A 22,520-nucleotide genomic window follows, 5' to 3' on the forward strand; every position below is an offset into this window, starting at 1 on the left:
ACGCCACCGGGGTCCAAACGCCAGGCCCTAGACCTCCTGGGCCTCCGCGTACACCTGGGACAGCTCGGGCGCGCCCGTGCCGGCCCACTCGACGCCCGCCTCGACGACCTGGATCTCCCGGCCGGAGGCGAGCCGTACGACGGGATGGCCGTCGGGCCAGATGTTCCAGACGGCGCCGGGGATCGTACGGACGATGACCGTGCCCAGATAGAGGCCCGCGTCGTTGCCCAGCCAGGGCAGCTCCTCCGGGTCGTCGCGCCAGCGCGGCGGCAGCTGGTCGAGTGCCTCCAACGACGCCGGGGAGTCGTCCAGTTCGAGCCCGCTCTGCCCTGCCCGGACGCGCAGCAGCTCGCATTCGGAGAGCAGCTCGGCGACACCGGCCGACTCCCCGGCGGCGGAGGCGGCCGGGAAACCGGGTGTGTCGCCGTGCCGCTTGCGCCAGTTGTCCAAGAAAGGGATGTTCATACTGCTCAGCCTGCCATTCCCCCGGCCGGGTCACCATAGGGCGCGCGGCCGGGCGCCGGGGTGGTCCCGCACGGAGAGACCGCGCCCGGAGCCGGATGGTTGCTCAGAGGTCGAGGTCCACCACGACCGGGGCGTGGTCCGAGGCGCCCTTGCCCTTGCGCGCCTCGCGGTCGACGTAGCTGTCCTTGACGGCCGTGGCGAACGGCCCGTTCCCGTACACCAGGTCGATCCGCATGCCCCGGTTCTTGGGGAAGCCCAACTCGCGGTAGTCCCAGTAGGTGAACGGATGGTCGTACTTGAGCGGGCGGGGCACCACGTCCGTCAGCCCCTCGGCCAGCAGCGCGGCGAGCGCGGCCCGCTCCTCCGGGGTGACATGGGTGGCGCCGTCGAACCGCGACCGGTCCCAGACGTCGTCGTCGGTCGGGGCGACGTTGAAGTCACCGAGCACCGCGAAGGGGCGCTCCCCCGCCGCGTCCTCCCGCACCGCCGAGCCCAGCGCGTCGAACCAGCGCAGCTTGTACGCGAAGTGGTCGTGGCCGACCTCGCGGCCGTTGGGCACGTACACCGACCAGAGCCGGACAGGCCCGCAGAGCGCGGAGACGGCGCGCGGCTCGCTCACGCCCTCGTACTCGGGCCCGCCGGGCAGGCCCTTGACGACGTCCTCCAGGCCCACCCGGGAGAGCAGCGCCACCCCGTTCCACCTGCCGGTCGCGTGGACCGCGGACTCGTACCCCAGCTCCTTCAGCTGCTCGGAGGGGAACTGCTCCTCCGTGCACTTGGTCTCCTGGACGCACAACACGTCCGTCCCGCTGCTCTCCAGCCAGGCCAGCAGCCGGGGCAGCCGGGCAGTGATCGAATTGACGTTCCAGGTCGCGATGCGCATGCTCCCCAGCCTATCGGCGGGGTCGGACAGTCACCGGAGCGGCGGGCCAGGACGGCGCCCCCCGGCGCCTCGGAAGCGCCGTCCCGGACGCGCCGTCCCGGTCGCGCCTCAGACGTCCACCGAGGCGCCCGGCGCCAGCCTGTCGTGTTCCGTACCGCCCAGGGACCCGAGCAGGCTCCCGTAGAGCCCCAGGCCCGGCTCGGCGAGCAGCACGTCGTGGATGTCGTACGCACGCACCGGCTTGACCTCACGGAGGTAGTCGATCACCTCGGAGACCTTGCTCCAGGGCGCCTGGAGGGGCAGCAGCAGGGTGTCGACGGGCTGGTCGGGCACGGTCAGCGCGTCGCCCGGGTGGAAGAGCGAGCCGTCCACGAGATAGCCGACGTTGGTGACGCGCGGGAGGTCGGGGTGGATCACGGCGTGCAGTTCGCCGTGGACCCGGACGTCGAACCCGGCCACGGTGACGGTGTCGCCGTGGCCCACGGCGTGGACGCGGCCGGGGAAGGCCGCGGAGATCTGGTCGGCCACGCTGCGCGGCGCCCACAGCTCGGCGGCCGGGTTGGCCTCCAGCCCGGCCCGCAGCCGGTCCTCCGCGAAGTGGTCGGGGTGTTCGTGCGTGACGAACAGGGCGTCGGCGCCGACCGCCGCGTCCGCCTCGGTGAACATCCCGGGGTCGATGACCAGCGTCCGCCCGTCCTTCTCCAGCCGGACGCAGGCATGTGTCTTCTTGGTGAGCCTCACCGCGGAGCACCTCTCCCTCTGAGCGCTGGGGGACCGAACGCTGTGGGCCCGATCCCGCCCGGGTCCCATCCTCCTACGCCCCCGGAGTCCCATCCTCCTACGACTGGGGGCGGGTCTCCTCCTGGATCACGGTCGCGGCCACGCGGAAGGCGGAGTTCGCGGCGGGGACCCCGCAGTAGACGGCCGTCTGCATCAGCACTTCCTTGATCTCGGCCGGGGTGAGGCCGTTGCGCAGGGCGGCGCGCGTGTGGAAGGCCAGCTCCTCCAGATGGCCGCCCGCCACCAGCGCCGTCAGCGTCACCGCGCTGCGGGTCCTGCGGTCCAGGCCCTCCCTGGTCCACACCTCGCCCCAGGCGTAGCGCGTGATCAGCTCCTGGAAGTCGCCGGAGAAGTCGTCCGCGGCGGACATGGCCCGGTCCACGTGCGCGTTGCCGAGGACCTCACGGCGTACCCGCATGCCCGGCTCGTACGGGTCGGGGCGTACCGCGCCGGGGAGGCCGCCCACGGCCCGCGGCTGCTCGGCGGGGGCGATCTCGGCCACCGGGCCGACGGTCGGGGAGACGGCGGGGGCGACGGCCCGGTCGGGCAGCACGGTCAGCCCGGTGGCGGTGTCCGAGGGGTTGAACCAGGCCGTGGAGAAGTGGTGGACGAGCAGGTCCGTGACGGCGGCGGGCTGCTCGACGGGCGCCAGGTGCGAGGCGCCGGGGACGAGCGCGAGCCGGGCGTCCGGTATGCCGGCGACCAGGGTGCGCGCCTCGGCAGGACCGGTGACCTGGTCCTCGGCACCGACCAGGACCAGGGTCGGGACGGTGATACGGCCCAGCTCCGCGCGGATGTCGAAGGCGGCGAGCGCCTCGCAGGCGGCGATGTAGCAGCCGGGGTCGGTGGTACGGACCATCTGGACGGCCCACTCGACGATGGCCGGCTGCGCGGCGGCGAAGCCGGGCGTGAACCAGCGCTCGGGCGCGGTACGGGCCATCGGGTCGAGGCCGTTGGCGCGGACGATCACCCCCCGCTGGCGGAACTCGTCGGCGGTGCCGAACCGGGGCGAGGCGGCCACCACGGCGAGGGACGCGATCCGGTCGGGGCGGCGCAGCGCCAGCTCCGCGCCGATGGCACCGCCGACGGAACAGCCCGCGTACCCGAAGCGCTGCACACCGAGCGCGTCGAGCGTGGCCAGCAGCCGCTGCGCGAGTTCGGGAACGCTGGTGGCGGGGTGCGCGGGGGCGCCGCCGTGCCCGGGCAGGTCGAAGCGGATCACCCGCCAACCGCGGGCCAGCTCGGGTACCTGCCGGTCCCACATGTGCCAGGTGGTGCCGAGGGACGGGCCCAAGATCAACACAGGACCGTCTTCCGGCCCGTCAGAGCGGTATTGGAGGGTCTTCTCTGTCGTCAGACTCACGCCCCGCACGCTCTCACATCTCACGGAGTCCCACGAAGGCGGCCGGGGCAGCCGTAACGGCACGCTGCGCGCCGGCGGATCCCCCGGGAAACGCGGACACCGGCACGCGCGATCGGCGTCTTCGTGTCAACTGGACCGGCGTGCCGGGGGTGTTGGGGGGTAGACGCGCACCAAGGCACGAACAGCCCTCCGCGGAGCACGCGCGTCACGCGCGCATCCGCTGTCGAAAGGACTCACATGTCGAAGAACAAGGCTCAGACCGGGGAGAAGGCCGCGACGGCGGCCGGGAAGTCGCTGGCGGGCAAGAAGGCCACCAAGACCGAGAAGACGGCGGCGGCCAGCGCGGTGTCGCAGGCGCCGAAGAGCGAGGGGCAGACCGGCAAGAAGGCCGCCTCGGCCGCGGGCAAGGTCCTGAACAGCAAGAAGGCCACCAAGGCGGAGAAAGCGGCGGCGGCGAGCACCCTGGCGCAGACCCCGGCGAAGAGCGGCAAGAAGAAGTAGCGCGGTTCACCGATCCTCGCGGGCCGGATCCCGGACGGCGACGGCCACCGCTCCGTCACGCCAGGCGCGGGAGCGCCTCGCGCGTGACCTCGCCCAGGAGCGGCTCCCCCGCCACCCACCGCTCGACCTCCGCGACCGCGTACCGCCCGAGCCGCCGGACCTCGCTGCCCTGCGCTCCCGCGATGTGCGGGGTGACCAGGACGTTCGGCAGGAACAGCAGCGGGTGATCGGGCGGCAGCGGCTCGGGGAACGTGACGTCCAGGTACGCCTCCAGGCGGCCGTCGCGGCACTCCCGGGTCAGGGCCGCCGTGTCGACGACGGCGCCCCGAGCGGTGTTGATCAGCGCGCCTCCGTCGGGCGTCGTCCGTCACGCAGGGGTCGCTGAGCAGGATCTGGTAGCCCGCGTCCGACCTGGCCAGTTCGGCGATCACCCGGCGGCCGATGCGCGAGGCTCCGACGATGCCCACCGTCTGCCCGTCGGCGCCCGAACGGCTGCTGGAGGCGGGCCCACCCGTCCCGGTAGCGGCACCTCGTCCAGTATCCGGGCCCGCCGGATCCGGGGCGAGGCGGACCACCGCGGACAGCCGCGCCCGCAGTTCCGGCGGGAGGACGGACCCGGCGACGGCCGGGTCCGTGACACACACGGCGGTGGGACGGTGGCCGGGTGTGCGTGGTGTCAGGTGGCCGGGTACGGCTGGTGTCAGGTGCGGGGCAGCCGGAGGGTCACCAGCTGGAACGGCCGCAGGACAAGTTCGACCCCGCCGCCGGTCCGCACCGGCGGCCCGGCGTCCGCGAGGGGACGCTCCAGCAGATCCGTGAGGACGGCGCGGCCGGCGTCCGCGCCGTCGACGCGCACCGTGGCGCGGGCCCGGGCGCCGTGCGCCTCGTACAGGCGGACCACCAGGTCGCCGCTCCGGTCGTCGGCCAGCTTCGTCGCGCTCACCACGACGGCGTCGTGGTCGACGGTCACCAGCGGCACGACCTCGGTCGCGGTGCCGGTGATCCGCCGTACGGGAAGGTTGGCGTGGTGGCCCTCACGGACCGCGTCGCCGATCGTCGCACCCGGCACCAGCGCGTGCCTGAATCGGTGGACGCCCTGGTCGGTCTCCGGATCGGGGAAGCGGGGCGCCCGCAGCAACGAGGCCCGCACGGTGGTCGTCGTACCGGCGTCGGCACCGGTCCGTACCGCCCGCGTCACGTCGTGCCCGTACGTCGCGTCGTTGACCAGCGCGACACCCCAGCCCGGCTCGTCGACGTGGACGAAGCGGTGGTTGCACGCCTCGAACCGGGCCCATTCCCAGCTCGTGTTCTGGTGCGTGGGCCGGTAGACGTGGCCGAACTGCGTCTCCGAGGCGTACCGGTCGGCCTTCACGTCCAGCGGGAAGGCGAGCTTCAGGAAGCGCTCCGTCTCGTGCCAGTCCACCTCGGTCGTGAGGTCGAGCCGCTTGGCGTCCACCGGGACGGACAGCAGTTGGGTGACCCGCGAGGCGCCGAAGGTCCGCGCGACACGGACCGCCGCCCCCTCGACACCGAGTTCGGCCACGTCGGTCAGGTCGCTGCCCACGTTCCGGTAGAAGGCGTCGACGTCCCAGGCGTCCCACTGGTTGGGGAGGTCGGGGTGGAGCTGGAGGAGGTTGGCGGCCTGTCCCGGCGCGATCGCCTCCCGCCCCGCGGCGTGGTCGTACACGGAGATCACCAGACCACGTCCATCGACCACCACCCGGAGCAGGCCGTTGTCCAGCACGTATCCGCCCTCGTCGCACGGTACGGGCACAACCGTGTCCCCCAGGGCCGGCCGCGCGGAGGCACCCCCCGCGGCCACGCCGCCGCGGGCGTGCGGCGCCGGGTTGAACACCAGCTCCGTGCCGCCCGAGACGTCACCGGCGAGGGCGCGCTGCGCCTCCCCGATGATGGCTTCCAGCTCCCCGGCCAGGCGCGCGTAGGTCTCGCGGGCCTCGCGGTGCACCCAGGCGATCGACGAGCCCGGCAGGATGTCGTGGAACTGGTGCAGCAGGACCGTCTTCCAGATACGGTCCAACTCCTCGTACGGGTACGGCGCACCGGTGCGCACGGTCGCGGTGGCGGCCCACAACTCCGCCTCGGTCAGCAGTGATTCGCTGCGGCGGTTGCCGCGCTTGGTCTGCGCCTGGCTGGTGAGGGTCGCGCGGTGCAGTTCGAGGTACAGCTCGCCGACCCACACGGGCGGCTCGGGATACTCGGCCTGTGCCTTGTCGAAGAAGGCCGCGGGGCTCTCCCACTCGACCGTCGCCGAGCCTTCGAGGTCGCGCAGCCGGGCCGCCTTGGCGACCATCTCGCGGGTCGTGCCGCCCCCGCCGTCACCGAAGCCGACCGGCGCCAGGGAGCGGGACGCGACGCCCTTCTCCTTGAAGTTGCGTGCCGCGTGGGCGATCTGGGCCCCCGACACCTCGCAGTTGTAGGTGTCGACGGGCGGGAAGTGGGTGAAGACCCGGCTTCCGTCGATGCCCTCCCAGAGGAAGGTGTGGTGGGGGAAGGTGTTCGTCCGGCTCCAGGAGATCTTCTGTGTGAGCAGCCGGGTGGCGCCCGCCGCCCTGATGATCTGCGGCAGTCCGGCCGCGAATCCGAAGGTGTCGGGGAGCCAGACCTCGTCGTCCTCCAGGCCGAACTCCTCCAGGAAGAAGCGCTTGCCGTGGACGAACTGCCGGGCCATCGCCTCCGAGCCCGGCATGTTGGTGTCGGACTCCACCCACATGCCGCCGACGGGCACGAACCTGCCGTCCGCGACCGCCTGCTTGACCCGGGCGTACACCTCGGGCCGGTGCTCCTTGATCCACGCGTACTGCTGGGCCTGCGACATGGCGAACACGAAGTCCGGGTTGTCCTCCAGCAGCGCGGTCATGTTCGACGCGGTCCTGGCGACCTTGCGGACGGTCTCGCGCAGCGGCCACAGCCATGCCGAGTCGATGTGCGCGTGGCCGACGGCGCTGACGCGGTGCGCCGCTCGGACGGCGGGCGCGGCGAGCACGCCGGCCAGTTCGTCCCGGGCGGCCCGGGCCGTCCCGTTCACGTCCTGGAGGTCCACGGCGTCGAGCGCGCGGCCGACCGCGCGCAGGATCTCCCAGCGGCGTGCCCCGTCCACGGGCAGCTCGGCCATCAGCTCTCCGAGGACCTCCAGGTCCATGACGAGATTCCACACCGTCTCGTCGAGGACGGCCAGCCGCATCTCGCCCAGGACGTACTGGGGCGCGTCACCCGCGGTCGCCCTGTCGCCCATGCGGGTCGGCCGGAACGGCACGCCGGACGCTTCGAGATCGGGGTTCGAGGAGCCTTCGACGTACCAGTGGACCTGTTCCCCGCCGGCCACGGGGGAGCCGACGCGCACGTACGCGTTCCGCGGATGGAGTCCCTTGACCGGGGTGCCGTCGGGCCGGTACACGAGGCCCTCGCACTGGAATCCCGGGGTACGGGGGGTGAACCCGAGATCGAGTACGGCCTCGACGGTGCGTCCCGACCACGCGGCGGGGACCGTGCCGGTGACCTTGAACCAGCTGGTGCCCCACGGCGCGCCCCAGGGAGTGCCGGGGGCGATGGGGCGTGTCGGGGCGGCCAGCCCCTCGGCCACGGGCACGGGTTCGCCAGGGGCGGTCCAGATCTCCACGGTCAGGGGGGTGGAGACGGGGTGGACGGCGGGTCGGAGGCGTTCCCTGAGGACGCGTTCCAGACGGGCTTCGACGAGGTTCCGGTCGTCGTGCATGAAAGGGAGCTCCTCTTGCCTACGGAGTGGGGGGCCTGTGGAGTCGGGGTCCTACGGAGTCACCGGGTCCCGGTGCAGCCGCAGGGTACGGATCTGGAAGGGGCGCATCCGGAAAGCGGCGGAGGCGGTGTCTGCGGGGTCTGCGGGGTCTCCGGACAGCGGCAGTTCGCGTTCCGGGTTCTCCAGAAGGTCGCAGTCACTGACCCGGGCGAGCGGGAAGCCCGCCGTGAGGGTCGCCCGGACCGCGCCGCCGCACGCCTCGTACAGCCGCACCACCACGTCACCGCTGCGGTCGTCGGCCAGCTTCACCGACTCCACCACCACCTCGGGGGTGTCCAGGGTCACCAGCGGCGCCGCCGTGGCACGCGCGGGACGCAGCGGCAGGTTCAGCGCGTATCCGCCCGCGATCGCCTCCTCGATCCCCGCTCCCGCCAACAGCGCGTAGGTGAAGGAGTGCCGGCCCCGGTCCGCCTGGGGGTCGGGGCTGTGCGGGGAGCGCAGCAGGGAGAGGCGCAGGGTCGTGGTGGTGCCGCCGTCCTCGCGGGTGTCGCGGCGGACGTCGTGCCCGTAGGTGGAGTCGTTGAGCACGGCGGCTCCCCAGTGCCGCTCGCCGACATGGACCCAGCGGTGGGCCCACAGTTCGAAGCGGGCCGCGTCCCAGCTGGTGTTCTCGTGGGTGGGCCGCTGCACATGGCCGAACTGGATCTCGGCGCTCTCCCGTTCCGCGTGGACGTCGAGCGGCCAGGCCGCCTTGAGGACGGTGTCGCGCTCCTGCCAGTCGATGTCGGTGCGCACGGTGAGCTGCCCGCTCTCGGCCGACAGCTCCAGGTGCTGGACCAGGACCGAGGCGCCGAACCTGCGTTCCACCCGCACCGAGGCCAGCAGCGGGCCGTCCTCGTCCAGGGTCACGGAGTGGGCTTCGCGCAGGTCGTGCACCGTGTCGCGGTAGTGGGAATCGATGTTCCAGGCGGACCAGACGTTCGGGTCGTCCGGGTGCAGCTGGAGCAGGTTGCCGGCGGTTCCCGGGGCGATGGCCTCGCGCCGGGCGGTGTGGTCGTACACCGACGTCACCAGGCCCTGGCTGTCGATCCGCACCGAGAGCACCCCGTTGGCCAGGAGGAATCCGCCGTCCTCGGGGCGGGCGGTGACGGGTGTCGCGGGCGTGTCCGGCGTGCCGCCGGTGCCGAGGGCCGGGACCTCGGCCAGCACGGCCACCCGTCCGTCGGAGAGGCGCTGGCCGCCGGGGAGGCCGGGACCGGCGGGGGCCGCCGGGAGGAAGGCCACTTCGCGGCGGTCGTACGGGCCGGCGTTGAGAAACGTGTGGGCGGGGGTGTCGGGGGTGTCGCCGAGGTGACCGGCCGCCTCGCCGATGATCTCCTCCAGCTCCGCGCGCAGTTCGCCGTACACCTGCTCGGCCTGTTGGTGCACCCAGGCGATGGAGGTGCCGGGCAGGATGTCGTGGAACTGGTTGAGCAGCACGCGCCGCCAGAGCGACTCCAGGCGCTCGTACGGGTACGGGGCACCGGCTCGTACCGCCGCCGTCGCGGCCCACAACTCGGCCTCGCGCAGCAGGGATTCACTGCGGCGGTTGCCGCGCTTGGTACGGGCCTGGCTGGTGTACGTGCCCCGGTGGTTCTCCAGGTACAACTCACCGCGCCACACCGGGGGGTTGTGGTACTCAGCGCGGGCCGCCTCGAAGAACGCGTTCGGGTCGCCGACCTCGACGCGGGGTGAGCCTTCGAGGTCGCGGAGCCTGCGGGCCTTCTCCAGCATCGAGCGGGTGGGGCCGCCGCCGCCGTCCCCGAAGCCGAAGGGCGCGAGCGAGCGGGTGGCCGGGCCCTTCTCCGCGAAGTTCCGCTCGGCGTGGGCGAGTTCACGCCCAGTCAGTTCGGCGTTGTAGGTGTCGACCGGCGGGAAGTGGGTGAAGATCCGCGTCCCGTCGATGCCCTCCCAGTCGAAGGTGTGGTGCGGCAACCGGTTGGTCTCGTTCCAGGACAGCTTCTGGGTGAGGAACCACTTCGCCCCGGCGAGCTTCGCGAGCTGCGGATACGCGGCGGTGTACCCGAAGGAGTCGGGCAGCCAGACCCCTTCCTGCGTGACGTCGAACTCCTCGGCGAAGAAGCGCCGCCCGTACACCAGTTGGCGGGCCAGGGCCTCGCCGCCCGGCAGATTGCCGTCGGCCTCGACCCACATGCCGCCGACCGGGACCCAGGTGCCCGCGGTGACCGCCTTCTTGATGCGCTCGAAGACCTGCGGCTGCTGCTCCTTGACCCACGCGTACTGCTGGGCGGAGGAGCAGGCGAAGACGAGCTCCGGATACTCCGCCGCGAGGGTGGTCATGTTGGTGAAGGTCCGGGCGGCCTTGCGCATGGTCTCCCGTACGGGCCACAGCCACGCGGAGTCGATGTGCGCGTGGCCGACGGCGGTCACCGTGTGCGCGGACGCGTGGGCTGGGCGGGACAGGACGCCGGCGAGCACGTCCCGGCTCGCGCGCGCCGTGCCGCTGACGTCCTGGGCGTCCAGCGCGTCGGCGGCCCGGCGCAGGGCGTAGAGGATCTCGTGGCGGCGCGCGGACCCCTCGGGCAGCTCGTGCATCAGTTCGTCGAGCACCTCGATGTCGTGCAACAGGTGCCAGACCTCCTCGTCGCGCACGGCGATCTCGGCCCGGTCGAGGCGGTACTGGTGCTCGTCGCCCGCCGTCTCCAGGGAGCCGAAGTGGGTGCCCCGGGCCTGGCTGCCGGAGATGTTGGGGTTGGCGGCGAGCTCCACCATCAGGTCGACGCTCTCGCCGCCGGCCGCGTCCGTGGTGAGCAGGGCGCTGCGGCTGTAGGGGTGCAGTCCCTGCACGGGGGCGCCGCCGATGTGGACCAGTCCCTCGGCCTGCCCGCCGGGGCCGCGGCTCAGGTCGAACCCGAGATCGAAGACGGCTTCGACGCGGCTGCCCGCCCACTCGGCCGGAATCTCGGCCCGCGCCTTGAGCCAGGTGGTGCCCCAGGGCCGGCCCCAGGTCTCGCCGAGGGCCATCGGTCCGTACGAGGCTCGTTCGGCCTCGGCGTACGGCACCGGCTCACCGTCGACGTGCCAGGCTTGGAGAGCGAGCGGGCGGGCCGCACTGTACAGAGCGGGCCTGATGACCCGCTCCAGCAGTTTGCGGACGCGTGCCTCGGTGATCCGTCGGTCGTCGTGCACAGTGCGAGATCCCTTTCGTGGTGGTTCTCGGGTTCGGGTGAAGGGGGCCTGGCCGGGTCAGGAGTGCAGCCCGGCCCAAACGTGTTCGAACTCGCCGCGCATCTTGTCGCCGATCGACGTGCGCCATCCCTTCACGGCGCTCTGGACGTCGTCCCAGCTCGCATTGGACCGCATGTAGCCCTTCAGCGGGCCCTCGATGATGTCGACCCTGGCCTGACCGCCGTACGTGACGTTGGTCTCCGAGTACAGGCCGTACGAGGCGTCGGGCACGAGGACTTCCACCGCGCTCTGCTGGAACGCGTACTGGCGCCGTACGGGCTCCGCGTCCTGCGGGTAGTAGAGGCTCTGGGAGGCGTCCGTGGTCATGTTGGTGGGGAGCACCACGTTGGTGGCGCCCACCGGGGTCATGATCGGGTCGGGCCCCTTGTAGGTGAAGTCGTGTCCTTCGACCCCGTACTTGCGCAGCAGGTAGTGGTCGGTGCCGAAGGGCGAGGCGAGCAGGTTGAAGGCCCGGAGCAGCTGCTCGATGCGTTCCTTGGGCGCCTTCTTCAGGGCGAGCATCGCGTAGTTCGACTGGCCGGCCCAGTGTGTTCCCTCGCCGCCGTCGAACCCGGGCGCGATCATCGCGCCGATGTCGAACTCCGGGTCGGTGGCGCCGTACTGGAGGAGGTACTGGTTCCAGGCCAGATTGCCGTCGTAGTTCATGGCGATCTGGCCGTTGCCGAACCAGTCCTTGAACTTGCCGAGGGTGGTGAAGCCGTCCGGGTGGATCGTCTCCGCCCTGACCAACTGGCGCATGGCGTCGAGGGCCTGGTGGAGGATGTCGCTCTCCTCCAGCCACCAGGTGAACTTCCCGTTCGTCTCGCGCCAGGTGTTCGCGCCGTGCAGCATCTCCAGGATGAAGTAGAGCGTGACCGTGGGGTCCCCGTTGGCGTATTTCCCGTGCCGGGGGTCGGAGAGGTCCTTGCTCAGCTGGAGGAAGTCCTTGAACGACGTGGGACGCGGGTCCAGGTCCTTCTCCTTGAAGAGGTCGGACCGGTAGAACATGGCGGACCCGCTGTTCGCGCGGGGCATCGGCAGGCCGTACAGGCCGCCTGCGACGATCATGGGACCCCAGGACGCGGGGGGTATGTTCGCCAGGTAGGGGTAGCGCCGCACTCCGCTGCCGGAGAGGTACGGCGACAGGTCCTCGAAGAGCGCGTTGAGTGTGCCGGGCTGCCGGGGCGCCGTGGGGAGCACCAGCATGGCGTCGGGCAGGTCACCGCCGGCCACGGTCAGGGCGAACTTCACCGGGTAGTTGGCCACCGGCACGATCTCGTAGTCGAGCTCGGTGCCCAGGGTCTCGTTCAGCTTCCGCCACATCGGGTTCTTGGACGCGGGCGGCGGTACGGGGGTGAACGTCAGGGTCATGACGTCGATGGGCGGTCCCTCGGCCGGCGGGCCGTCGGGGGCCGCCGCGACCGGGTGCCTCGGGTAGTGGTAATAGCCGTTGAGGACCCCGGACTTGGTGCCGGGGAGGTCGGGCTGCACGCCCCGGTAGGGAACGTAGTCCGGCGGCTTCACGGCCGCGTTGGCCGAGGGGGGCGGTGGGGCCTCGGCGTCGCCGCAGGCCGCGAGGGCGGGCAGGGCCGCCGTGGCGAGCCCCGCGAGGAGGACGTTTCTGCGGGTGAGGTGCGCACCCATGGGGGGATTCCCTTCTTCCGTGCGGTCGGTACGGGGTGTGGCGGGGCCCCGGGGACGGCGGCCGGCGCGGACGCCGTGAACGTCGTCCGGGCGGCTCATCCCTTGACCGCGCCGATCATCACTCCCTTGGTCAGGTGCTTCTGAAGGAACGGGTAGATGACGATGATCGGGACGATGGACAGGACGAGGATGGCCGCCTGGAGCGCGACCGTGGGCGGCAGCGCGGCGGCGGGGTCGGCCGTCTGCCCCTGTCCGATGGCGGCGTTGTTGACCACGTAGGTCTGGAGGACGAGTTGGAGCGGCCACTTGACCGACTGGTTGATGTAGATGAGGGCGTTGAAGAAGGCGTTCCAGTACGAGACCGCGTAGAAGAGGCCGATCACCGCGACCGACGCCTTCGACAGCGGCAGGACGATCCGGGTCAGGATGCGCCATTCGCTCGCACCGTCGATGCGCGCCGCGTCGATCAGCTCGCCGGGAAGGCTGGTGAAGAACGAGCGCAGGACGATCACGTTGAAGGCGTTCACGGCGGTGGGCAGGATCAGCGACCAATAACTATTGATCAGGCCAAGCTGCTTGACGACCAGGTAGCTCGGGATCAGGCCGGGCACGAACAGCAGCGAGAACACCAGGAGCAGCAGGATCGGCTTCTGGCCGAAGGAGCCGGGCCGGCTCAGGCCGTAGGCGAGCGAGATGGACGCGGACAGGCTGACCAGGGTGCCGACGACGGTCACACCGACGCTGACGAGCATCGCCCGGGACACGAGGCCGCCGCCCAGGAGGGCCCGGTAGGAGTCGAGTGTGGGGTGGTCGGGCCACACCACGAACCCACCGGTCTTGTTGATCTGGGCCGTGTCGGCGAGTGACGTGGAGAGCACCGCCAGGAACGGGATCGCCACCAGGGCCACGCACACCAGCAGGACGAGGAACTTCACCGACCGCCACCACGGCGAGCCGCCCGACTGGCCGGGGATGGCACTGTAGGAGCGCGTGGACCCGCGGCCCACGGTGGAGAGTGTGCTCATTTGCGGTAGATGCCTTCCTCGCCGAGAAGATGGGCGATCTTGTTGGCCCCCAGGACCAGCGCCACGCCGACCAGGCCCTTCACCAGGCCGACGGCCGCGCTGACGCCCCACTGCCCCGCGACGAGACCGTTGTTGTACACGTAGGTGTCCAGCACTTCCGTGGTGTTCTTCTCCAGACCGGTCTGCTGGAGAACGATCTGCTCGAAGCCGACGCTCAGGGCGTCGCCGAGCCGGAGGATCAGCAGCAGGACCACCAGTCCGCGCAGGGCCGGGAGTGTCACGTGCCACGTCTGCCTGAGGCGGCTGGCGCCGTCGACGGCGGAGGCCTCGTACAGGTCGGTGTCGACCCGGGAGAGTGCCGCGAGGAACAGGATGGTGGCCCACCCGGTGTCCTTCCAGATCACCTGGGAGGTCAGCAGTTCCTTGAACAGATCGGGGTTGCCGATGATGTTCCACGTGCCCAGGTCGTGTGCCTGGAGGAAGACGTTCACCAGGCCGGCGTTGCCGAGCATCTGCTGGAAGATGGCCACGACGACGACCCAGGACAGGAAGTGCGGCAGGTACAGCACGTTCTGGACCACCCGCTTGACCCGTTCGCTGACGAGGCTGTTCAGCAGCAACGCCAGCAGAACCGGCAACGGGAAGACGAACACCACCTGGATCAGGGTCAGTTGCAGTGTGTTGACCAGAGCGTGCAGGAAGGCGGGGTCACCGTTGAAGAGGATCTTGAAGTTGTCGAAACCGCTCCACCTGCTGTGCATGATGCCGGTGAAGGGCTGGTAGTCCTGGAACGCAATGATGTTGCCGAGCAGCGGTACGTACTGGAAGAGCAACAGCACGACGGTGCCGGGGACCGCGAACCAGAACAGTGCCTTGTTACGGCGGCGGGGCGACGCGGGAGCGCCGCCCTTGCGGGGCCTCTCCCGCTGGTCCGGCCGGAGCGTCGGCCGGTCAACTGTGGTCATGTCGTCTGGTCCCTTCCCGGAGATACGGGCGGCCTCGTCCGCGTCCGGACCGGCGGGGCCATGTAAATCCCTTGGATTGCTCGACGTCAATGCCTCTGAGCTGTGAAAACCCGTTACCCGAGTGTTGCAGGGCGATTTCGCGAGGTGTAGAGATAGGGCAGTGCCCGGCGCGTTCGTCCAGGTCGCAGGCCCCTTGGCCGCCAGGGCGGAGGCACTCGCCCCAGCAGGCCGACACGAACTGAATGGCCACTAACTACTTTTACAGACAAGGTTCCTGAGGGATCATGCACAAGCCAGGTGAATTGTCATTGACGGACCGGGATCTCGCGGAACTCAGCGCCTGGGCGAAGGACAGGAGCGACCGCGCCGTCCGGCTCAGAATCGTGCGGGACGCGGCGGCGGGACTGTCCGTCTCGCAGAGCGCGCGCGAACTCAGAATCTCGCGCCCGACGGTGACCGCCTGGCGACAGCGCTACGCGGCGCACGGCCTGGCCGGACTTGAGCACCGTCCACGCAGCGGACGTCCCGCCCGCATCGACGAGGCAGACGTCGTCGCCGCGACACTCGCCGGTCCGCCGCCGCCCCAACGCGTCTGGTCGGCACGGGCGTTGGCCGATCATCTGGGGCTCTCCCACACCGCGCTCGGCAAGGTGTGGCAGCGCTGGCAGGTCCGGCCGGGCGCCACCGACGCGCCCCTCCTGCTCCCGGTCGATCCCCCGCTGTCCTGCCACCGCCCGGAACTCCTCTCCGCCGGATCGTCGGCGGACGGCGCGGCCTTCGTGGTGATCGCCGAGGCCGCCTCCGGCCAGCAGCCACGGGTCGGCGCCGCGACGGCCGAGGAGCGGCAGATGCGCTACGCGGCGCTGACCGCCATGATGCGCGGGACGCAGCCGGACTACCCGGACCACCCCGCCCGCGTCACCGGCCCCCGGATCAAGGACTCACCACCGCAACAGGCGTCCTGCGAAGCCGGCGGGCGGCGGCCGGCCCCGAAGGCGGCGCCCGTTCCGCCCCTGCCGCCCTCCCTCGCCGCCCGGTGGTCCGCACGCCGGCTCCATGTCATCACCTGGGGGGACTCCGCCGGCCCCGCGGGGCTGCCGCACACCGCGAGGCGGCACACCGCGCCCGCGGCCATGGGGTGGGCCTCGACCGTCTGTCTGATGGCGCAGCTCGAACTGCGGCACCAGCCGCGGTCGGCACGCGTGGCCCTGGACTCGCTGGCCGACGCGGCACGGGAGCTGCCCAAGTCGCCGCCGGGCACGCCTTTCCGGTGGCTGCGCCAGGGCCGGCAGGAGGCGGCCGCACGCCGTCGTACCGTGCATCGCGCCTTCGACCAGCCGGCATTGGGCTCCTTCAACGAGAAGCTGGTGATCGAGTCCGTCAGGGTCAGGGGTTCCCTCAGCCGGGTCGAGATCGCGGAACGCACCGGGCTGACGCCCCAGGCGGTCTCCAGGATCACGCGCAACCTGCTCACCACCGGTTTCCTGGTGGAGGAGGAGCGCCGCTCGACGGGCAAGGGCAAGCCGCGGGTGCCGCTGAAGCTGTCCCAGGACGCGGCGTGCGCCATCGGCATCCACGTCGACCCGGAGAAGATCACCCTCGTGTTGGTCGACCTGTGCGGCAACGTACGGGACACCCACACGCTCGATGTCACGGCGCAGAGCGATCCGCAGTCGTGCATGGACTGGATGACCCGGACGACAACCGAGACCGTCGACGCGGCGGGCTCGCTGGGGGCGAAGATCCTCGGCGTCGGAGTGGCGGCGCCGGGCCCGCTCGACGTGCACGAGGGGGTCCTCCTCGACCCGCCGTTGTGGGCTGGGTGGGGTGAAGTCCCGTTGCGCGCCGAACTGAACCGGATCCTGCGGCTTCCCGTGCTCCTGGAGAAGGACGCGACGGCAGCGGCGATCGGCGAGCGGTGGCTCGGCGCCGGTGAGAGCGGCAGTGACTTCGTCTACCTCTACCTCGGAGCGGGGGCGGGCAGCGGAGCGTTCCTCAACGGCGATGTGTACCGTGGCACGTCGGGCAACGCCGGTGAGTTCGGCGAGCTGACGGCCTACGCCCTCGGCCGGGTGGCACCCGGGGGCGGCCCCGAGATGGTGCCCGAATGCGCCCCGATGTCCGCCGTGGTCGCCCGGGCCAGGGAGGCGGGACTCACCGTGCCGGGCGGTGAGGTCACGTACGACACGGTGTGCGGTGCGGCGGCGAACGGCGACGCCCGCGCGGCCGGCGCGATCCGTGACGTGGCACGCGTCGTGGCGCGGGGCGCGGTCGCCATGACGGATCTGTACGACACCGAGTTGATGATCGTCGGCGGCCCGGCGGTGCCGCCCGAGGTCGCCGAGCTGTATCTGGCGGAGATCTCCGGGGCGGTGAACCGCTTCCCGATGGCCCGCCGGGTCCGCACGGTGCGGGTCACGTACTCGACGCTGAGCGCCTCCGCGGCCGCGGTCGGAGCGGCGGCGAGCGTCTTCCACATGGCCTTCGCCCCGCGCCTGCGCACCCACAGCGGCGCGGCCGCCTGAGGCGGACCGGTCGCTCCGGCCACGGACGGTCCCGCCGTCCGCCCGCGTCACCCACCCCCTTCTGAGAGGAACCGACCAGATGACATCGCCGACATCGCCGCAGCCCGAATCCGCGGCACCCGGCACCACGCCGCCGGCGGACCCCGACGACGGGTCCGGATACCCGCGGCTGACCCGGCTGTTCCCGCCCTCGCTGGTCGCGGCCCGCATGCCCGGGATCGGCCGGTGGAGCCCCGTACCCCCGCCGGCGGACCGGCGGTGGCGGGCGATCGGCGACGACACCCGGACCCGTGTCCTGGGGGCGGCCTCCGCGTCGCTCGGACTGCCCTGGCCGGGCCTGCCCGCCTCCCTGTTCGCCCGATTCGCCCGCGACGGTGACCGTTCCGGCTACCAGGGGCCGGTCTTCGCACGACGGGCCCGGCTCGCCCGGGCCGTCCTCGCCACCGCGGTGACGGCCGGGACGACCGGCAACACGGACGCGTTCACCGACGAGGTGATGGACGGCGTGTGGGCCCTGTGCGAGGAGACGACCTGGGCATGGCCCGCCCACGACTTCCGGGTCCTCGGCCCCCGGCACGGCCTGCTGGCCGACCCCGGCCGCCCCACTCTGGACCTCGGCGCCTCGGGCACGGCCGTCCTGCTCGCCCTCACCGACACGCTCGTGGGCGATCAACTGGACCGGCACGATCCGCTGGTACGCCGCCGGCTGCGCCAGGAGGTGTCCACCCGGGTCCTGCTGCCCTATCTGGAGCGGGACGAGTGGGGGTGGTACGACGGTTCGACGGCCAAGCTCAACAACTGGAACCCATGGATCCACTCGGAGCTGCTGCTGGCCACCGCGCTGACCGAGGAGTCCGACGAGCGCCGTGCCGCCCTGGTGTGCCGCATCCTCCAGGGGCTGGAGAACTACCTCCGGGCCCATCCACGGGACGGTGGTTGTGACGAAGGGCCGCACTACTGGTGGCGCGCCGGTGCCAGCCTCTTCGAGTGCCTGGAGACCCTCACCTCGCTGCTGGGCACCGACGCGGGCGTCTTCGGCCATCCGCTGATCCGTGCCATGGCCCGCTATCCCGTGTCCACCTGGATCGGCGACGGGTGGGCCGTCAACTTCGCGGACGGTCCCGCCCGTCCGCGCGAGACCGCTCCCGCGCTGCTCCATCGCTTCGGCCGGCGCACCGGTCAGCCGGAGGTGAGCGCGCACGCCCGGGCCCTGCGCGAGCCGGACGAGGCGCTCCCGCTCCACGACGAGCCCTTCGACCTCCGCCGCGCCCTGGACGACCTGCTCGACACCGAGTGGCACGGCGCGCCGCCCGCCGCCTTCCCGCTGCCCGGGCACACCTGGCTGCCCGACACCCAGGTGCTGGTCGCCCGCGCGGAACCCGGGTCCGCGCGGGGGCTGCTCGTGGCGGCCAAGGGCGGCCACAACGACGAGAGCCACAACCACAACGACGTCGGCTCGTTCATCATCGCCGTCGACGCGCAGCCGCTGGTCATCGACGCCGGTGTGGGTACGTACCGCAGGGAGACGTTCAACGAGAACCGCTACGGGATCTGGTCGATGACCAGCGAGTACCACAACGTGCCCGTCGTCAACGGCTTCGGCCAGCCCCCGGGAGCGCGGTTCCGCTCCGGGGCCGTGGCCGCCCGCCGCGGCCCGGACGCGGACGAGCTGACGTGTGATCTGGCGGCCGCCTACCCGCCGGAGGCCGGCCTGGAGACGTGGTCCAGGACCGTCCGTCTCGTACGCGGCGCCGGCGAACGTGTCGAGGTGGCCGACGCCTGGCGGTGCCGTACCCCTCCCGCGTCCCTGGCCCTGCACTTCCTTGTCAGCGGTACGGTCACGATCGGGCCGGACGGCACGGCGACCGTCGTCCGGCCGGCCGGGCGGGGTCTGCGACTCAGCTGGGACTCCACGGCGTTCGCCGCCGAGGCGGAGACGATCCCGCTCACCGACCCCGCGTTCACCCGGGTCTGGGGACCCGCGATCCACCGGCTGGTCCTCACGGCCCGCCGGCCGGCGAGCGAGGGCGGCCACACCGTGGAGGCACGGCCGCTGGAGACGTGACCCGGGGTCGCATGTAAAAGTAATTACGATCCACCTCGCGGCGCGGAACAAACCGCCGGGTGACGTGCCAGGAAGGTGTTTTCCGCCCGACATGGCCAGTTCACCCGCCCGAAACAGGGCAGCGGTCGGAAGGTAACAAGGTTTCCACTCGGGAGTTCACCCAGGTTGAGCGGGCCGAAGGTATTGACGTAACACAATCCACTGAATTTCCTTGCACTCAACCGCCCCCGCACCAGGGCGGTATCTCGGACCCGCAGGACCTTGTGCCGCGCCCCCACACGCGGGCCGGTCTGCCAAGCCGGCCCCGCTCTCTCCCCCCAACCTGGCTTCCCCCCCCTGGCTTTCCCCCCACCTGGCTTTCCCCCACCTGGGATCCCCGACTCCCTCCCCCAAAGGAGTTCCCCATGCAACAGCCGACCAGACGAATGGTGATCGTCACCGGCGCCCTCGCCGCCGCCGGAGCCGCGCTGGGCCGCACCCCCGCCTCGGCGGCCGTCCCCGGTCAGTCCAACGGCGGGGTACGCGTCATGCCGCTCGGCGACTCGATCACCGACGGCTTCACCCCTTATCCGGGGGGCTATCGCGTGAAACTGTGGCAACTCCTCGCCGCCGGCGGTTACCGCGTCGACTTCGTCGGAACCCAGACCAACGGCCCGACGGCACTGGGCGACCGCGACCACGAGGGGCACTCCGGCTGGCGCATCGACCAGCTGGACACGAACATCAACACCTGGCTGGGCCAGAGCGACCCGCGCACCGTCATGCTCCTCATCGGAACGAATGACCTCAACCAGAACTACGACATCGCGAACGCGCCCAGGCGCCTCTCCGCGCTGATCGACAAGATTCGCGCGGCCAAGCCACGGAGCGAACTGTTCGTGGCGACCATCCCGCCGCAGTCGAACAGCACGCTCGAAGGCCGCGTCAGGGCGTACAACGCCGCGATTCCCTCGCTGGTGGCCCAGAAGGGCTCACGCGTCCACCTGGTGAAGATGTACGAGGCGCTGACCACCTCGGACCTCGCGGACGGCATTCACCCCACCAAGGCCGGCTACGAGAAGATGGCCACGGTGTGGTTCAACGCACTCCGCTCGGTGCCGTCCTCGCTCGTCCCGCTCGCGGCGAGGCAGACCACGGCCCGCTGACCGCCCGGCTCGTTCCGGCGGCCACGCCCCGCGGCACGACAACGCGCGCTGCCCGACGCGGGGCCGTCCGCCATGTGCACGTACTCCCTGGTGCACGTACCCCCACAACACATTCACGCAGAGGATCAGCATGAGCGAACGAGAGCATTCCCGACGTACCTTCCTGCGCGGTGCGGGCGCTGTCGGCATGGGCGCCGCCGCCTGGGCCGGTGCCGGCAACCTGTCCGCGGCGAACGCGGGGACCACCGGAGCCGACGCCACGGCGGCGTCGGCACAGACCGACGCCGCCGCCGCGGCCCCCGGCGTCAAGGGCAAGGTGTACGCCGGCTACCAGGGCTGGTTCGCCGCCGCCGGTGACGGCTCCCCCATCAACTCCTGGACCCACTGGGCCAGCGGGACCCCGGCCCCGGGGAACCAGACGTTCGAGCTGTACCCCGACATCTCGCTCTACCCGGCGGCGGGCCTTTACCAGACCGGCTACGCGAACCTCGGCAACGGCCAGCCGGCCAAGCTGTTCAGCTCGTACTCGACCGCCGTGGTCGACCAGCACTTCAAGTGGATGCAGCAGTACGGCATCGACGGCGCCGCCCTCCAGCGATTCGGCAGTGACATCGCCGCCACCGGCCAGCCCCGCTTCAAGCAGCGCAACGACATCCAGTCGAAGGCACGGGACGCGGCCCAGAAGTACGGCCGCGGCTTCTACATCGAGTACGACATCAGCGGTCTCACCGACGCCAACCTGGTCTCGACGATCCAGAACGACTGGACGAACACCATCACCGGGTCGCTCGGGCTGACCAACTCCGCCTCCTACGCCCGCGAGGGCGGCAAGCCCGTGGTCGAGCTGTGGGGCATCGGAGTGCTCAACCGGCCGGGAACCGCGGCGAGTTCGCTTCAGCTCATCAACTGGTTCAAGAGCAAGGGCTGCTACGTGATCGGCGGCGTGCCGCGTGGCTGGCGCACCGACTACAACGGCAAGCCGGGCTTCGCCTCCGTCTACGCGGCGCTCAACATGGTCTCCCCGTGGAATGTCGGCAACGGCGTCGTCGACCAGCAGTTGTTCATCGACGACATGGCCAAGCTGAGGGCGAACGGGCAGGACTACCAGCCGGTCATCTATCCGGGCTTCGCCTGGTCCAACTGGAAGCCCGGATCGCCCAAGAACGAGATTCCGCGGAAGACCGGAAACTTCATGTGGCAGCAGGCCGTGGCGGTCGCCCGGAGCGGTACGAAGTCGGCCTTCATCGCGATGTTCGACGAGTACGACGAGGCCACCGCCATCGCGCCGGCCGCGACCGACAAGTCACAGATCCCCACGAACCAGTACTTCCTGACGCTCGACGCCGACGGGACCAAAGTCTCGTCCAACTACTACCTGCGGCTCGCCGGGGCGGCCACCAAGATGATCAACGGCTCGGCCCCCATCAGCACCACGATCCCGATCCCGCCCGTCGGCTGACCCGAGGAACCACCTGCCGGGGGGCGGCGGGGGAAGCGGGTGGCGGACGGAGACGTCCGCCACCCGTCCCCGCTGTCCGCGGTGGGGCAGGCCTTCCCACGGCTTCCTCCCCACGGCTTCCTTCCCACGGCTTCCTCCCCATGGCTTCCTTCCCACGGCTTCCTTCTCCCTTTCCGAACGTACTCGAATCGCCGGGTGTGGCTGCCCGGGAAGCGGGCAGACGAGTGACGTCAGAAGGGCGAATGGAGAAGCGATGACCCTCAACAAGGCGACCCGGCCCGCACCAGGAGCGACGTACGGACAGCTTCTGGAGAAGATCCGGTACGACGGTGTCTACCCCACCCGTCGGCGCGCCGAGGAAGCCCTGCGAGCCGTACTCCCCGCCCTCGCCCCGCAATTGACGGATCAGGGCCGCGCCCTCCTCGTCGGCTGCCTCCCCGCCGAGGCCTCCGCGCTCCTCACCGGTCAGGCGTCCGCCGCCCACCCGTTGACCGACCGGGACTTCGTCGAGGACATCGCCACCCGGACCGGCGCCGGCTACGCCGTCGCGTGCTGGGACACCGAGACCGTCCTCACCAACCTCGCCACCCTGGTGGGGCCTGCCCTCCTCCCCCACCTCCTGACCCAACTTCCCGCCGGCTACGCCCCGTTGTTCGGCCAGACGTCACGCGCCCAGGCCGCCTGAAACAACGCGGGCGTCCTGACAGCGACGTACCGTCACGCCCCCTATGGTGGGCCG

General features: G+C 71.3%; 16 protein-coding genes and 1 pseudogene. 7 read left to right on the forward strand and 10 right to left on the reverse strand.

Annotated elements, in window-relative coordinates:
• Positions 1–27: 27 nt before the first annotated feature.
• From ACIO1C_RS15625 to pcaC, 4 genes are all read right to left on the reverse strand, one after another.
• Positions 28–465: a DUF6278 family protein gene (locus ACIO1C_RS15625; RefSeq protein ID WP_401863292.1), complete on the reverse strand. Its 438-nt coding sequence runs from the start codon at positions 463–465 to the stop codon at positions 28–30.
• A 103-nt stretch (positions 466–568) separates the two neighbouring features.
• Positions 569–1,348, reverse strand: coding sequence for an exodeoxyribonuclease III (locus tag ACIO1C_RS15630; protein ID WP_401863294.1), 780 nt, complete (start codon positions 1,346–1,348; stop codon positions 569–571).
• Between the two features lie 108 nt (positions 1,349–1,456).
• Positions 1,457–2,089 (reverse strand): MBL fold metallo-hydrolase, encoded by a 633-nt coding sequence (locus ACIO1C_RS15635; protein ID WP_401863297.1) that lies wholly within the window; start codon positions 2,087–2,089, stop codon positions 1,457–1,459.
• A gap of 97 nt (positions 2,090–2,186) precedes the next feature.
• Positions 2,187–3,431, reverse strand: a complete 1,245-nt coding sequence (pcaC, locus tag ACIO1C_RS15640) for a 4-carboxymuconolactone decarboxylase (protein ID WP_401863300.1) — start codon at positions 3,429–3,431, stop codon at positions 2,187–2,189.
• Between the two features lie 297 nt (positions 3,432–3,728).
• Between pcaC and ACIO1C_RS15645 the strand changes: the two genes are divergently transcribed.
• Both ACIO1C_RS15645 and ACIO1C_RS15650 read left to right on the forward strand, forming a co-directional pair.
• Positions 3,729–3,992 carry a hypothetical protein gene (locus tag ACIO1C_RS15645; RefSeq protein ID WP_401863302.1) on the forward strand — a complete coding sequence of 88 codons (264 nt, stop codon included), beginning with the start codon at positions 3,729–3,731 and terminating at the stop codon, positions 3,990–3,992.
• A gap of 83 nt (positions 3,993–4,075) precedes the next feature.
• Positions 4,076–4,219, forward strand: a complete 144-nt coding sequence (locus ACIO1C_RS15650) for a hypothetical protein (protein ID WP_401863305.1) — start codon at positions 4,076–4,078, stop codon at positions 4,217–4,219.
• A gap of 11 nt (positions 4,220–4,230) precedes the next feature.
• Here ACIO1C_RS15650 and ACIO1C_RS15655 read toward each other — a convergent pair.
• From ACIO1C_RS15655 to ACIO1C_RS15680, 6 genes and pseudogenes are all read right to left on the reverse strand, one after another.
• Positions 4,231–4,335 (reverse strand): annotated as a pseudogene (locus ACIO1C_RS15655) (NAD(P)-dependent oxidoreductase); the annotation flags it as partial.
• A gap of 357 nt (positions 4,336–4,692) precedes the next feature.
• Entirely contained in the window at positions 4,693–7,725 is a 3,033-nt protein-coding gene (locus tag ACIO1C_RS15660; protein WP_401863306.1) for an alpha-mannosidase, read from the reverse strand.
• Positions 7,726–7,776: 51 nt separating this feature from the next.
• Positions 7,777–10,914 (reverse strand): alpha-mannosidase, encoded by a 3,138-nt coding sequence (locus tag ACIO1C_RS15665; protein WP_401863308.1) that lies wholly within the window; start codon positions 10,912–10,914, stop codon positions 7,777–7,779.
• 57 nt (positions 10,915–10,971) lie between these two features.
• Entirely contained in the window at positions 10,972–12,597 is a 1,626-nt protein-coding gene (locus ACIO1C_RS15670) for an ABC transporter substrate-binding protein (RefSeq protein WP_401863310.1), read from the reverse strand.
• Positions 12,598–12,692: 95 nt separating this feature from the next.
• Positions 12,693–13,622: a carbohydrate ABC transporter permease gene (locus ACIO1C_RS15675; RefSeq protein WP_401863312.1), complete on the reverse strand. Its 930-nt coding sequence runs from the start codon at positions 13,620–13,622 to the stop codon at positions 12,693–12,695.
• Positions 13,619–14,587: an ABC transporter permease gene (locus ACIO1C_RS15680; RefSeq protein WP_401863314.1), complete on the reverse strand. Its 969-nt coding sequence runs from the start codon at positions 14,585–14,587 to the stop codon at positions 13,619–13,621. Before ACIO1C_RS15680 ends, ACIO1C_RS15675 begins: the two co-directional genes overlap by 4 nt.
• Before the next feature lie 308 nt (positions 14,588–14,895).
• On the opposite strand from ACIO1C_RS15680, the gene ACIO1C_RS15685 reads away from it, so the two are divergent.
• The 5 genes from ACIO1C_RS15685 (at position 14,896) to ACIO1C_RS15705 (ending at position 22,466) form a co-directional block, all read left to right on the forward strand.
• Positions 14,896–17,112: an ROK family protein gene (locus tag ACIO1C_RS15685; RefSeq protein ID WP_401863317.1), complete on the forward strand. Its 2,217-nt coding sequence runs from the start codon at positions 14,896–14,898 to the stop codon at positions 17,110–17,112.
• Between the two features lie 79 nt (positions 17,113–17,191).
• On the forward strand, positions 17,192–19,177 hold the full coding sequence (locus ACIO1C_RS15690) for a heparinase II/III family protein (protein WP_401863319.1): 1,986 nt from the start codon (positions 17,192–17,194) through the stop codon (positions 19,175–19,177).
• A 404-nt stretch (positions 19,178–19,581) separates the two neighbouring features.
• Positions 19,582–20,322: an SGNH/GDSL hydrolase family protein gene (locus tag ACIO1C_RS15695; RefSeq protein WP_401863322.1), complete on the forward strand. Its 741-nt coding sequence runs from the start codon at positions 19,582–19,584 to the stop codon at positions 20,320–20,322.
• 130 nt (positions 20,323–20,452) lie between these two features.
• The gene (locus tag ACIO1C_RS15700) at positions 20,453–21,781 is read left to right on the forward strand and encodes a glycoside hydrolase family 71/99-like protein (protein WP_401863324.1); all 1,329 of its coding nucleotides are present in this window, start codon (positions 20,453–20,455) and stop codon (positions 21,779–21,781) included.
• Positions 21,782–22,034: 253 nt separating this feature from the next.
• Positions 22,035–22,466 carry a DUF2267 domain-containing protein gene (locus tag ACIO1C_RS15705; protein WP_401863326.1) on the forward strand — a complete coding sequence of 144 codons (432 nt, stop codon included), beginning with the start codon at positions 22,035–22,037 and terminating at the stop codon, positions 22,464–22,466.
• The last annotated feature ends 54 nt before the right edge of the window (positions 22,467–22,520 follow it).

It is taken from the genome of Streptomyces sp. NPDC087420, assembly GCF_044744165.1.
Taxonomy (GTDB): domain Bacteria; phylum Actinomycetota; class Actinomycetes; order Streptomycetales; family Streptomycetaceae; genus Streptomyces.

What these genes read in the sequence shown, in the direction of transcription:
- ACIO1C_RS15675 (WP_401863312.1), bottom strand. Translation starts at nt 13,622, where the DNA reads ATGAGCACACTCTCCACCGTGGGCCGCGGGTCCACGCGCTCCTACAGT.
- ACIO1C_RS15645 (WP_401863302.1), top strand. Translation starts at nt 3,729, where the DNA reads ATGTCGAAGAACAAGGCTCAGACCGGGGAGAAGGCCGCGACGGCGGCC.
- ACIO1C_RS15625 (WP_401863292.1), bottom strand. Translation starts at nt 465, where the DNA reads ATGAACATCCCTTTCTTGGACAACTGGCGCAAGCGGCACGGCGACACA.
- ACIO1C_RS15670 (WP_401863310.1), bottom strand. Translation starts at nt 12,597, where the DNA reads ATGGGTGCGCACCTCACCCGCAGAAACGTCCTCCTCGCGGGGCTCGCC.
- ACIO1C_RS15680 (WP_401863314.1), bottom strand. Translation starts at nt 14,587, where the DNA reads ATGACCACAGTTGACCGGCCGACGCTCCGGCCGGACCAGCGGGAGAGG.
- ACIO1C_RS15690 (WP_401863319.1), top strand. Translation starts at nt 17,192, where the DNA reads ATGACATCGCCGACATCGCCGCAGCCCGAATCCGCGGCACCCGGCACC.
- ACIO1C_RS15660 (WP_401863306.1), bottom strand. Translation starts at nt 7,725, where the DNA reads ATGCACGACGACCGGAACCTCGTCGAAGCCCGTCTGGAACGCGTCCTC.
- ACIO1C_RS15695 (WP_401863322.1), top strand. Translation starts at nt 19,582, where the DNA reads ATGCAACAGCCGACCAGACGAATGGTGATCGTCACCGGCGCCCTCGCC.
- ACIO1C_RS15630 (WP_401863294.1), bottom strand. Translation starts at nt 1,348, where the DNA reads ATGCGCATCGCGACCTGGAACGTCAATTCGATCACTGCCCGGCTGCCC.
- ACIO1C_RS15700 (WP_401863324.1), top strand. Translation starts at nt 20,453, where the DNA reads ATGAGCGAACGAGAGCATTCCCGACGTACCTTCCTGCGCGGTGCGGGC.
- ACIO1C_RS15705 (WP_401863326.1), top strand. Translation starts at nt 22,035, where the DNA reads ATGACCCTCAACAAGGCGACCCGGCCCGCACCAGGAGCGACGTACGGA.